The organism is Corynebacterium kalidii, assembly GCF_022869005.1.
GTDB lineage: Bacteria > Actinomycetota > Actinomycetes > Mycobacteriales > Mycobacteriaceae > Corynebacterium > Corynebacterium kalidii.
The window spans coordinates 57,869-70,495 of sequence record NZ_JALIEA010000010.1; the positions used below are offsets into that span (position 1 = coordinate 57,869).

The following is a 12,627-nucleotide window of genomic DNA, read 5'->3' on the forward strand; positions in this document are numbered from 1 at the left end:
GGTGTTCGGCGTGGCACCCCTCAGGAAGAAGGCCGTGACCTGCGACGGAGGATGCGACAATCCCGGATCCCATCATGGGACCCGGGATCATGGGAGAGAAAACAGTGTGATTTCATCAGTATTGGCACGGACGATCGTCACGGGCGGCCGTCACGCGCGCAGCAGTCCGCCGAGTGCCTGACCGACGACCGCACCGGCGAGTGCCCTGATCTCCGCCCCGTCCTGTCCGTCGCGGGGCCGGAACCACATCGCCGTACTGTTCAGGCTGCTCAACAGGACACGGGTCATCAGGCGCCGGTCGCCGTCGCGGATGCTGGCGTCGGCCACGCCGTCCTCCAGGACCTGCCGGAACATCACCTCGTACTCCTCGCGCAGCCCGTTGATCGTCCCCAGCACCTCCCGCTGCCGCTCCTTCAGCGCGGCGAACCGTTGGCCGGGAACACCCTGGTGGATCGCATTGTGGTAGCCGAGGTTCTGCATGAGGTTGACCAGGTGCGCCTCACTCATGGCGGCGAGCCGCTCCGCACCGGTGCCGCCACCGGTGGAGAACGGTTCCACCACCCGCCGGACGTTCTTCATCCCCTCCTCGTACACGGCGAGGTAGATGTCGAACTTCGAGCGGTAGTAGTAGTAGACGCGCCCTTTCGTCGCCCCGATCTCCTCGGCGATGTCGTCGATGGTGGCGCGGTCGAATCCCCTGAGCTGGAAGACCTCGGCGGCGGCGTCGAGGATCTGACGACGCGCCTGATCATGGGCAGTGGTGTCCACACCGAAGGTCTCCGCTGTCATGGTCTCCAGTGTATACAGTCACAATTCGAACAGGCCGGCAGCGCCCATGCCGCCGCCGATGCACATCGTGACGACCACGTACCGGGCCCCACGTCGCCGCCCTTCGCGCAGCACATGGCCGACCATGCGGGCACCGCTCATGCCGTACGGGTGGCCGATGGCGATGGCACCGCCGTTGACGTTGTACTTCTCCGGGTCGATACCCAGCGTGTCACGGCAGTACACCGCCTGGGAGGCGAACGCCTCGTTGAGTTCCCACAGGTCGATGTCGTCGACGGTGAGTCCGTGCTGCTCCAGCAGTTTCGGCACAGCGTAGACCGGCCCGATACCCATCTCGTCCGGCTCGCACCCGGCCACCGCGATCCCCCGGTAGGTGCCCATCGGCTCCAGGCCGCGGCGGGCGGCCTCGTCCTTCTCCATGAGGACCACCGCGGCCGCACCGTCGGAGAGCTGGGAGGCGTTGCCGGCGGAGATCGTCGCGGCGTGTCCGGCGCGGTCCGGCAGCACGGCCTTCAACCCGGCCAGGCCATCGGCGGTGGTGTTCGGACGGTTCCCTTCGTCGAGGGAGAGTCCGCCGAAGGGGACGATCTCCTCGTCGAACAGGCCGGCCTCCTGTGCGGCGGCGGTGCGCCGCTGGGACTCCAGGGCGTAGTCGTCCTGGGCCTGCCGGGAGACGGAGAACCGTTCCGCGACGTTCTCGGCGGTCTCCAGCATCGGGATGTAGACGTCGTGCCCGTTCTCCGCGAGCCACGGGTCCACGGCACGGTAGCTGTTGCGGTGCTCGTTCTGCACCAGTGAGATGGACTCCACGCCGCCACCGACGGCGACCTGCAGTCCGTCGGTGATGATCTCCTTGGCCGCCGTGGCGACGGCCATCAGCCCGGACGCGCACTGACGGTCGACGGTCATGCCCGGCACCGTCACGGGCAGCCCGGCCCGCAGCGTCGCCTGACGTGCGACGTTGTACCCGGTGGAGCCCTCCTGCATGGCGCAGCCGAGGATGACGTCCTCCACCTCCGACGGGTCCAGGCCGACGCGCTCCACGGCGGCGGCGATGGCGTGGCCGGCGAGTTCCTGGCCCTGGGTGTCACGGAACGCACCCTTGTAGGCACGGCCGATAGGGGTCCGGGCGGTGGACACCACCACTGCTTCTCTCATGGTCGTCTCTTTTCCTCAGTTCTCGGTGTCGTACAGGTTGACGGACATCGTGGTGGTCAGTCCGCCGTCAAGGGGGATCGTCGTGCCGGTGATGAAGGAACTCGCCGGGGACAGCAGGAATGTCACGAGCCCCACGGCGTCCTCGGGTCGTCCCAGCCGCCCGAGGGGGTTGGCCTCGTTCATCTCGTCGCCGTGCTCGTCGATGGCCCACTGCATCATCCTGGTGGGGAACGGTCCCGGCGCGATGGCGTTGACCAGGACCGACGGTGCCAGTGTGGAGGCCATGTGCCTGGTCAGGTGGTGGACCGCCGCCTTCGACGCCGAGTACGAGTAGTTCTCGTAGTTCGGGACGGCCAGGCCGTCGATGGAGCCGATGTTGATGATGCGGGACGGGCCGGACGGGGTCGCCCCCGCACCGGCCTCGAGCAGTGGCCGCAGCAGCTGGGTGAGGATGAAGGGGGTCTTGACGTTCACCCCGAGCACCTTGTCCCAGGCGGACGGGGGGAACTCGTCGAAGGGGGCGCCCCAGGTCGCCCCGGCGTTGTTGACCAGTCCGTCGAGGTGGTCGATGAGTGCCCCGACCTGCTCGGCCAGGTCCCGGCACCCCTCCTCTGTGGAGATGTCGGCGGCGATGGCGTGCACGGTGCCGCCGATGCGGGACAACTCCCGCTGCGCCTCCTCGGCGGCCTCGGGTTTCCGCGTGGTCACCAGGACGGTCGCCCCGGAGCGCAGCAGGCCTTCGGCGATCATGCGCCCGATGCCCCGGGCGCCGCCGGTGACCAGGACGGTACGTCCCGAGATGTCGAACAGGTCTGGTGTGGTCATGATGCCTTCCGTGTGTTGTCGGGGAGCCGTGCCGCGCGCAACGCCGGTCGACGGACCTTGCCGGCGTCGTCGCGGAGCGGTTCCTCCACTGTCTCGTAGGTCCGCGGCAGTTTGTTGCGCGAGAGCCGTGTGGTGAGGAATTCGGCCAGTTCGCCGTCGGTGACGTCGCCGCCGGTGGTGTTGATGATCGCGTGGAGCCGGTTGCCGGCGTCGTCGTCCGGCAGGCCGACGACCACACCGACCAGCACGCGCGGATGCTCCATCAGCGCCGCCTCGACCTCGGCGGGGTAGATGTTCACCCCGCCGACGGTGACCATGTCGGAGCTGCGGTCGTGCAGGTAGAGGTACCCGTCGTCGTCGAAGTGGCCCATGTCGCCGAGGGACGACCACCCGTCGGTCACCTTGGGTTCGGCCCCGATGTAGCGGTAGGTCGCGGTCATGCCCTCCGGCGGTCGCATGAAGACCTCGCCGGTGACACCTGACTCGGTGATCCGCTGCCCGTCCTCGTCCAGCAGGACCATCGTCCCCCAGGTCACCGTGCCGACGGAGCCTCGGTGTCCGAGCCATTCGTCGCCCCGGATGGTGCAGCCGGCCTCCGCCTCGGTGCCGGCGTAGAGCTCCCAGAGCCGTTCGGCCCCGACCCAGTCGATCCACTCCGCCTTCAGCCATGCCGGGCAGGGTTCGGCACAGTGCCAGAACGACCGGACGGAGGCCAGGGAGTAGGACGCCCGGACGTCCTCCGGCAGGGCGAGGATGCGGCGCATCATCGTCGGCACCAGGTAGATCCAGGTCGCACCGAACCGGTCGATCTGCGCGAGTGTCCCCTCGGCGTCGAACCTGCTGAGCAGGCAGACCGAACCGCCACGGAAGATGGTGGACAGGGTCGTGCTCAAGGGGGCGTTGTGGAACAGCGGCGCGGTGATCAGGGCCCGCTCGCCCGGGCCGATCCCCCAGAAGGACGGGTCGAAGTCCGAGGTGACCGCCTCCCGTCCGGAGAGGATGATCTTCGGCCGTCCGGTGGAGCCGCCGGAGACCGGGGCCTTCCACGACGCCGCGACCTGCGTTTCCAGGGGTTCGTCACCGTGGCCGTCGGCCAGTTCCGGCAGTGTCACGGCACCGGGGAGGTCGGGGCCGTCACCGGTGTCCACGACGATCACCGCCGCCGGGTCGCCGAGCTCGAGGATCGCGGCGAGCTCGTGGCCGGTCATCCGCGGTGACAGCACCTGCGGGGACGCACCGGCCTTGTAGCAGGCGAAGAGCGCCACGACCAGGTCCGTGGAGTTGGGGATCAACAGGGAGACGATCCGGCCGCGCTCCGCACCTCCCGCCCGCAGGCCCCGGGCCACCCGGGTGCTGCGGCTGTCCAGGTCCCGCCAGGTCAGCCTGTCCCCGCCAGCCTCGACGACGACCGTGTCGGGCATCCGGGAGGCGTAGAACCCGGGGATGCCCGCGAGGGGGAAGCCGAGGTCGGGTTCACTGTACTGCTCAGTCACTTCTTCTCCTTCAGGTCTGCTGTGTGCTCCGGGACATCCGTCCGGCGGAAGGTGGTGCGGGTCGCGGCGGCCTCCGCCGCCTCCTTCGCCAGGGCCCGGTCCTCCTTCTTCAACGCCCGCCCCAGCGCCATGGCCAGGAAGACGCCGACGACGGAGACCCCGATGATGATCCAGAAACCGGTCACGGGCGTGCCCGACGCGCTCTCCATCAGACCGAAGACGTACGGTCCGACGAATCCACCGGTGAGACCGACGGTGTTGATGAACGCCAAGCCGGCGGCGGCCATCAGGCCGGTCATCCGGGGCATCGCCACCGACCAGAACAACGGCAGCGTCCCCAGGTAGAAGAAGGCCAGGACACCGATGAGGATGATCCGCAGCACCGGGGAGGACGTCGCGAGGAACAGTGCGGCGACCACGGCACAGCCACCGGCCAGCACCCCGATGATCGCAGGTTCGTTGGTGAACCGCTTGGCGATCCTGGGGATCAGGAGCACCCCGAGGGTCCCACCCACACCGGTGATTCCGCTGAGCAGGCCGATCATGAAGGTACTGCTGACGTTCATCTCCTCCACGATGGAGGGGACGTTGAAGGTGACGCCGTTGTTGGTGACCTGGTTGAGGAAGTAGATCAGGCCGATCAGGAGGATGAAGGGCCGCCCGAACGCGACCTTGACGTTGCCCCTGACCGAGTGCCGCTCGTGAGCCTCACCGCCACCCGTGGCGCCGTCGGTGAGGGCGTCGGCCTCCTCCTGGTTCAACCAGCCCGCGGTCTGCGGCGTGTCCGGCAGCATGACCAGCACCACGAACCCGACGAGGATGGTCAGGATGCCCTCCACGAGGAACATCCACTGCCAGCCGTGGAGGCCCAGGGTGTCCTGCATGCCCATCAGCGCACCGCCCATGGGCCCGCCGAGGAAGATGCCGATCGTCGCGGCGAGGTAGGTGTAGCCGATCGCGGTCGCCCGGTCCTTCTGGGCGAACCACTGGGTGATCATGAACATCATCGCCGGGAACAGGCCGGCCTCGGCCGCCCCGAGCAGGATGCGCAGCAGGTAGAAGGTGATGTCGTTGCTGACGAACATCATCAGGGCCGTGACGGTGCCCCAGCTCACCGCGATGCGGAAGATCCAGCGGCGGGGACCGACCCGGTACATGATGAGGTTGCTGGGCACCTCGAGGAAGGCGTAGGTGACGAAGAACAGACCCGCGCCGAGCCCGAACGCGGCGACGCTGATCCCGACGTCGGCCTGCAGCTGGGTCTTCGCCATCGCGATATTCGTGCGGTCCACGTAGGACATGAAGTACGCGAGGCACAGGACCGGCAGCAGCCGCAGCATCGCTTTGCGGGTGGCGACGGCATGGAGGTGGCTGGTGGCGGACGTGACGGATACGGCGGACATCCCGCTCACCGCCCCGCCGCCGCGGAGGCCCCGGTCGCCGTCCGCACGTACAACGCGGTCTGGTCGAAGGCTGAGCCCAGGGAGTGCGGGTTGCCGAGGTCCGAGATCTCGTCCCACCGGGCGGCGATGCCCTCCGCGGTGCAGTCCTCGGCGGACAGGGCCACCGGCTCGGCCTCGAGCATGCGGGACACGGCGAAGACGCCGGCACCGGCGCCGAGGATCACCCCGGTCGGGGCGTCCGGCGACACGAGGAACACCGCGCCGGGGGCGACGGTCTCCGGGGCGAGCTTCGCGGCGGCGTCCTCGTCGATGAGTCCGTCGGTCATCTGCGTGGCGGCGGTCGGCGCCAACGCGTTGACCTTGAGGCCCTTGCGTGCGCCCTCGATGGCGAGGACGTTGGTCAGCCCGACCAGCGCGGATTTCGCCGCACCGTAGTTCGCCTGGCCGAAGTTGCCGTAGATGCCGGAGGCCGAGGTGGTCATCAGGATGCGGCCGTAGCCCTGGTCGACCATGTGCGGCCAGGCGGCCTTGGTGCAGTTCACCGACCCCATGAGGTGGACGTCGACGACCTTGCGGAAGTCGGCGAGGTCCATCTTCGCGAAGCTCTTGTCACGGAGGATGCCGGCGTTGTTGATGAGGATGTCGATGCGGCCCCACCGCTCGACGGCGGTGTCGACCAGGGCGGTGGCGGCGTCGACGTCGGAGATGTCGGCGTTGTCGGCGACTGCCTCGCCGCCGGCGGCGATGATCTCGTCGACGACGGCAGCGGCGTTACCGAGGTCGTTGACGACGATCTTCACGCCGCGTTCCGCGAGGGCGAGGGCGTGGGCCCTGCCCAGTCCCCCACCTGCCCCGGTGATGACGGCGACTTGTCCCGTGAACTCTTCCATGACACGCCTTTCTCGATGTGATCTGCAATACTGCCGAGTATTATGTGACGTGGATCGCAGTCGTGTCAATATTTTGTTTTGCGATCGAGCGATCGCGGCTCCATGAAAGATCTCTCATTCCCGTTTCATCCCCGGTTCACGGCCGGACCCGACGATGGGGTTGTCGGGACGTCCGGTGTCCCGACCACCGCAGAGATCGACCACGAAGGCGAGCATCCGATGACCCCCCGACCGAACGCCACCACGGACCCTGCATCCAACACCGCATCCGACCCCGACACCGTGCCCTTCACCGTTCCACCGTCTGAGACGACGGAGACGGCGGAGACGACGGAGACCCCGTCCCGGTCGCGACCGTGGGCCGCTCTCGTGGTGGGGGCGGTCGCCGCGGCCGGGATCCCCGCCATCTGGTTCCTCCCGGTGCCGCCGGAGACCGGCGGGGACGCCAGGCTCACCCTCCTGGTGTTCGCCTCGGCGGTGTGGCTGTGGGTGTTCTCGTCGGTCCCGGACACGCTCGTCGCCCTCACCGCGGCATGTGTCCTGGTCGTCGCCGGGGTCATCGAGGAAGACGCCCTGTTCTCACCACTGGGCGACAGCACCATCTGGCTGCTCATCGGGGCCTTCATCGTCGCGTCGGCGATATCGGCCACCGGGCTCGCCGACCGGGCAGCGTCCCTCCTGTGCAACGGGGTGACGTCCTCCCGGGCGTTGGTGCACCTGCTCACCCTGGCCGCGGTGACCACGGCGTTCGTCGTTCCGGCGACCAGTGGCCGGGCGGCCCTCGTCCTCCCCGTCTTCCTGGTCGTCGCCCGGGCCCTCCCCCGGTGGCTGGGACGGGTCCTGGCCGTGGCCCTGCCCGGCGTCGTCCTGTTCTCGGCGGTGGCGTCCCTCATCGGTGCCGGCGCCCACCTCATCACGGTCCAGATACTCACCGCAGGCGGCGAAGAAGGGATCCCCTTCACCCGGTGGCTCGTCCTCGGGTTACCGTTCGCACTGGTCACGTCGCATCTCGCAGCGGAGATCATCCTGCAGTGCCTGTCCACACCGGAGCAGCGTCGACAGCGGCTCGACCTCAGCCTCCCCGCGACGAAGCCCCTGTCCGCGCCGGAGACCAGGGTCCTGGTGCTCCTCACCGTGGTCACGGTGCTGTGGTTCACCGAGGGGCTGCACGGGATCCCGCCGGCGCTCGTCGCGGTGCTCGGGGCCGTCCTCGCGGCGTCCCCGGTGGTGGGCACGGTCACCCTGAAGGGCGCGATGAACGATGTCCCCTGGTCACTGCTGATCTTCATGGCCGCGACCGTGGCCCTGAGCACCGCACTGACGGAGTCCGGGGCGGTCCAGGTACTCACCGGAGGCGTCTTCGCCGGACTACACACCACCGGCTTCGTCATCGTGGTCATCGTCGTGTCCGCCCTGGCGCACCTGGTCGTCCAGTCCCGTTCGGCACGGTCGGCGGTCCTGGTCCCCCTGGTCCTCGCCCTGGCCCCGGCCGCCGGGGTGAATCCCGTCGCCGCGGCGTTCATCTCCACCGCGGCCGCCGGCTACTGCCACACGATGGCGTCGTCCGCGAAACCCCTGACGATCTTCCGGGGCGACGACACCACCGACGGGCAGGACGACGACCTCCCCCGCTTCACGGCGTCCGACCTGCTGCTCGTCTCCGCGTTCCTGTTCCCCATGTTCCTGTGTGTCACCGTCGTCTTCGCCTTCGTCGTCTGGCCGGCACTCGGACTCCCACTCACCCTCTGAGACCGTCCCCCTCGCCGGTCCCACCTCCCTCACCCACCCCCTTTCACGTCAGGAGCTGTCCCATGACCCTCTACCTGCCCGAACGTATCCTCGTCTGCCCTTCCGGATTCAAGGAGTCCATGTCCGCCGTCGACGTCGCGGACGCCATCGCCGCCGGTGTCCTCCGGACCCTGCCGGGGGTGCGGGTCGACACCTTCCCCGTCCCCGACGGAGGTGAGGGCACCGTGGAGATCCTCAGCCGGAGCCCGGGGACCACCGTCCATACCGCGACCGTCACCGGTCCCACGGGCGAACCGGTGACCGCCCGGTGGCTCGAGTACGATGACCGGTCCACCGCCGTCATCGAGATGGCCCAGGCCGCCGGGCTACGCCTCATCCCGACCGGACAGCGGGACCCCGGCTCCACCACCAGCCGCGGCGTCGGCGAACTGATCGGACTGGCCCTCGACCGGGGCATCCGGGAGATCATCGTGGGCTGCGGCGACTCCGGGACGTGCGACGGCGGGGCAGGGGCACTGAGCGCCCTCGGCGCCCGCGTCCTCGACGACGACGGACGGGAACTCCCCGACGGCGGTCTCGCGCTCTCCCGGGCGGCGGAGATCGACGTCAGCGGACTGCGCCCCGAACTCGCCGACTGCACGCTGACGCTCGCCTGCAACCTGCACAACGTCCTCACCGGGGACAACGGGGTCGCGGCGGTCTTCGGCCCGCAGAAAGGCGCCACCAGGAAGCAGGTCAAGCAGCTCGGCAAGGCGATGCGACGCTGGGCCGACGTCCTGCAGTGGACCTTCGGACCGACCGTCGACCTGCACCGGGCGCCGGGGACGGGGGCCTCGGGCGGGCTCGGGGCAGCGGTGATGGCTCTGGGCGGCCGGGCCGGCAACCGCTTCGAGGTGCTGCTCGGGAGGATGCCGGCACAGGAGGACCTGGACTCCCTCATCAGCGCCGCGGACCTCGTCGTCACCGCAGAAGGCGCCATCGACTTCCAGACACCGAAAGGCAAGGTCCCCGCGGAGATCGCACGGCGGGCCCGGGCCACCGGGGTGCCGGTGTTCGCGCTCGCCGGATCGCTGGGAGACGGGGCACCCGACGTCCACGACATGGGCATCGGCGCCCTGCAGTCCATCATGACCGTGCCCATGGCCATGGAGGACGCCCTACGCAACGGCCGCGACCTGCTCACGGAGGCGGCGGCACGGGCGACCCGGATGCTGCTGCTCGGCTGCGTCGTCTCCGGACGGCGGGAAGCGGAGGTGCGCAGCAGCTACACCAGCGCCGTCGGCGCCGCCGTCCCGGCAGACTTTTCATCCTGACTTCATCTCCGTCGTCGACAATGGGGCCCGACGACCCTCGGCACCGTAGACACCGGCCCCCGCCGGGGGACGCCACCACGACAGGAGGACCGGACAATGACCACCGTGAAACGATTCCTACCACTGGCAGGACTGCTGGCCGTGCTGTTTCTCGTCGCCGTACTGGGAACCGCCCTGGCCGACAACGGCGCGCCACCGGAGGTCGACTCCGAGCCCGCGCGGGCGACCAGCCAGGAGACGACCGGGGACGGGGAACGGGACGCTGCATCGTCCACGTCCTCCACGTCCCCCACGTCCGCCACCTCCTCCTCGTCCCCCACGTCCCCCACGTCCCCGGGGAAACGCCCGGACGACGTCCCCCCGGCGCCCGGCACCGGCGCGGTCCCCGCCGAACCCGGCGCAGGGACGCCGCGTGACCTGCCCCTGAACTACAGTCCGTACGCACCGGGTGGCACCGGCACCGGTACCGGATGGGACGACGACTGGGACGATGACGGAGACGACGACTGGGACGATGACTGGGACGACTAGCCTGAACTGACGTGTCCCTCTTCCTGCGGATGCCCGCTTCCCTGAGATGGCAGATCGTCCTGACGATGTCCACCGTCGTCCTGATCACCGTCGCGAGTGTCGTCGTCGTGACCAGGTCCGTGTCCCTGGCCCAGGTCAGTGACCGGGCGAACGCCGCGGTCGAACAGGAACTCGAGGAGTTCCGGAGGTTCGTCGCCCAGGGCACGGACCCGGTGACGGCCGCCCCCTTCTCGTCCACGCGGAGGTTGACGGAGGTCTACCTGTCCCGGCAGATACCGGACGAGGACGAGCTCATGGTGGGCCTGCTCGACGGCAACCTGCTCCAGGCGGACCGCAGCCATCTGCGGAGTGCCCACCCGGAGCCCCTCGACCCGTCGGAACCCCTGGCAGCCAAGGTGCTCTCCTCGGACGAGTCCTCCGGGATCCTCGACGACCCCGACCGGGGCACCGCCCACTGGGGACGTCTGGCGTTCACGACCGGCGACGAATCGCAGTCCGGCCAGTTCGCCGTGGTCATGTTCACCCGTGAGGACGAGGCCGCCGTGTCCTCGCAGGTCCGGATGATGGCGGCGGCCGGGGCCGGTGGCGTCCTCGTCGCGACGCTCCTCGCGCTGCTGGTCGCGGGGCGGATCATCGCGCCGATCCGACGTCTGCAGGAGGTGTCGTCGTCGATATCGAACTCGGACCTGTCCCGACGGGTGCCGGCCGACGGCCCGCGGGAGATCTCCCGGCTGGCCGAGACCTTCAACGACATGCTGGACAGACTGGAGACGGTGGTGAACGACCAGCGGGCCTTCGTCGATGACGCGGGACATGAACTGAGGACGCCGCTGACCGTGGTCCGCGGTCAGCTGGAGCTCCTGGAGACCAGCGACGCGGAGTCCCGGGCGCGGTCGGTCGAACTGGCGACCACCGAACTCGACCGGATGACACGCATGGTCAACGACTTGCTGACCCTGGCGGTGGCGGACTCCGGTTCCTTCCTGCACCCGTCGCCGGTGGACATCGCCGAGCTGATGATCGACATCGAGGACAAGGTACGCACCGTCAGTGACCGGGCACTGCTCGTGGACGCCGCCGAAGGCGTGGTCGTGCTGGATGAACAGCGGGTCACCGAGGCGGTGCTGGAACTGTTCGGCAACGCCCTGCGGTACAGCGACGACACCGTCGAGATCGGGTCGGAGTTCCGGGGCACCGGCCCGGGACGGTACCTGCGGATATGGGTACGGGACCGGGGGCCGGGGCTGCCTCCGGAATCCCGGGAGTCGCTGTTCCGCCGCTTCTCCCGTGGCGGGGAGCATGCTGCGGCGTCGGCGCGGCCGCGCGGGGCCGGTCTCGGCCTGTCGATCGTGAAGTCCATCGCCGAGGGCCACGGTGGACGGGCGTTCGTGGAGTCCACGGTGGGGCTCGGCTCGATCTTCGGTCTGGACCTCCCCGCGCCGACCGGCCCCGAAGGGTCGGGGACACCGGAAGAAAAGGAGCAGAGACAATGACGAGGATACTGGTGGCTGAGGACGACGCCGGGATCGCCGATTTCATCATGCGGGGATTCCGGCTGGAAGGGTACCTCTGCGAGGTGGCCGACCACGGGTCCGAGGCGTTCATCCGCGGCCACAGCGGCGAGTTCGACATGATGATCCTCGACCTGGGCCTCCCGGGGATGGACGGGACGGACATCCTGGAGCAGCTCCGGATTCTCCGGGTGACGATGCCGATCATCGTGTTGACCGCGCGCACCGGGCTGAATGACAGGGTGCGGGCGCTGGAGGGCGGGGCCGACGACTACATGGCGAAACCGTTCCAGTTCGCCGAACTGCTGGCCCGTGTGAAACTCCGGCTCGAAGGGGCCGGAAGGACGGCGGAAGGGACGGCCGCCGCGCCCGTGGTCCTGCGCCGCGGGGAACTGGACCTCGACCCGAGGACGCAGAAAGTCCGGGTCGGGGGAGTCCCTCGCAGCCTCTCACGCCGAGAGTCCGACCTGCTCCAGGCACTGATGCGGCACCCGGGGCAGATACTGAGCAGGGCCCAGCTGTTGAGCATGGTCTGGGACATGGACTTCGACCCGGGGTCGAATGTGGTGGATGTGTACGTGCGGGCGCTGCGGAAGAAGATCGGCGCGGACCGGATCGAGACGGTCCGCGGGGTAGGCTACCGGCTGGCGTGAGTGGACCCGGATCTCACTCCACTCGCCCCCCTACCCGTTCACCCGCTCCAGCAGCTCCTCGAGCTGCTCCCGGATCACGGAACCACCGCTGAAGGTGATGATCCGGTCGAGCGGGATGCTCGCCATCATCTTCGCCATGTCGACGCCGAGTCCGTGGCAGCGGAGGACCTGACCTGCAACGGAGACAGAAGAACAACCAGGATCCGTCACAGGGCACGGAGATCATAGGAAGGAGGACACTGTGATTTCATCGTCGTTATCACGGTCTTCATATGCCCCTGGGCTCGACTGCCCGTCGAGTAACAAGGGACA

At 68.9% G+C, this 12,627-nt stretch carries 11 protein-coding genes; 5 read left to right on the forward strand and 6 right to left on the reverse strand.

Annotated features, from left to right (window positions below; all coding sequences use genetic code 11):
* Positions 1-150: 150 nt before the first annotated feature.
* The 6 genes from MUN33_RS02430 to MUN33_RS02455 are packed head-to-tail and all read right to left on the reverse strand — an operon-like array spanning position 151 to position 6,558.
* Positions 151-789, reverse strand: a complete 639-nt coding sequence (locus MUN33_RS02430) for a TetR/AcrR family transcriptional regulator (protein ID WP_244803320.1) — start codon at positions 787-789, stop codon at positions 151-153.
* Between the two features lie 18 nt (positions 790-807).
* A complete protein-coding gene (locus tag MUN33_RS02435) occupies positions 808-1,947 on the reverse strand; it encodes an acetyl-CoA C-acyltransferase (RefSeq protein WP_244803321.1) in 1,140 nt (379 codons plus the stop codon).
* 15 nt (positions 1,948-1,962) lie between these two features.
* Positions 1,963-2,772, reverse strand: coding sequence for an SDR family oxidoreductase (locus MUN33_RS02440; RefSeq protein WP_244803322.1), 810 nt, complete (start codon positions 2,770-2,772; stop codon positions 1,963-1,965).
* Positions 2,769-4,265 (reverse strand): AMP-binding protein, encoded by a 1,497-nt coding sequence (locus tag MUN33_RS02445; protein ID WP_244803323.1) that lies wholly within the window; start codon positions 4,263-4,265, stop codon positions 2,769-2,771. Before MUN33_RS02445 ends, MUN33_RS02440 begins: the two co-directional genes overlap by 4 nt.
* Entirely contained in the window at positions 4,262-5,668 is a 1,407-nt protein-coding gene (locus MUN33_RS02450) for an MFS transporter (RefSeq protein WP_244803324.1), read from the reverse strand. The genes MUN33_RS02445 and MUN33_RS02450 overlap by 4 nt, the downstream gene beginning before the upstream one ends.
* Positions 5,669-5,673: 5 nt before the next feature.
* Positions 5,674-6,558 (reverse strand): SDR family NAD(P)-dependent oxidoreductase, encoded by an 885-nt coding sequence (locus MUN33_RS02455; RefSeq protein ID WP_244803325.1) that lies wholly within the window; start codon positions 6,556-6,558, stop codon positions 5,674-5,676.
* Between the two features lie 219 nt (positions 6,559-6,777).
* On the opposite strand from MUN33_RS02455, the gene MUN33_RS02460 reads away from it, so the two are divergent.
* The 5 genes from MUN33_RS02460 (at position 6,778) to MUN33_RS02480 (ending at position 12,315) form a co-directional block, all read left to right on the forward strand.
* Complete coding sequence (locus MUN33_RS02460) at positions 6,778-8,307, forward strand: SLC13 family permease (RefSeq protein WP_244803326.1); 1,530 nt, start codon at positions 6,778-6,780, stop codon at positions 8,305-8,307.
* Positions 8,308-8,369: 62 nt separating this feature from the next.
* Entirely contained in the window at positions 8,370-9,620 is a 1,251-nt protein-coding gene (locus MUN33_RS02465) for a glycerate kinase (protein WP_244803327.1), read from the forward strand.
* A 105-nt stretch (positions 9,621-9,725) separates the two neighbouring features.
* Positions 9,726-10,151, forward strand: a complete 426-nt coding sequence (locus tag MUN33_RS02470; RefSeq protein ID WP_244803328.1) for a hypothetical protein — start codon at positions 9,726-9,728, stop codon at positions 10,149-10,151.
* A 29-nt stretch (positions 10,152-10,180) separates the two neighbouring features.
* Positions 10,181-11,644 carry a sensor histidine kinase gene (locus MUN33_RS02475; RefSeq protein ID WP_244803460.1) on the forward strand — a complete coding sequence of 488 codons (1,464 nt, stop codon included), beginning with the start codon at positions 10,181-10,183 and terminating at the stop codon, positions 11,642-11,644.
* The gene (locus MUN33_RS02480; RefSeq protein WP_244803329.1) at positions 11,641-12,315 is read left to right on the forward strand and encodes a response regulator transcription factor; all 675 of its coding nucleotides are present in this window, start codon (positions 11,641-11,643) and stop codon (positions 12,313-12,315) included. The genes MUN33_RS02475 and MUN33_RS02480 overlap by 4 nt, the downstream gene beginning before the upstream one ends.
* Positions 12,316-12,627 lie beyond the last annotated feature (312 nt).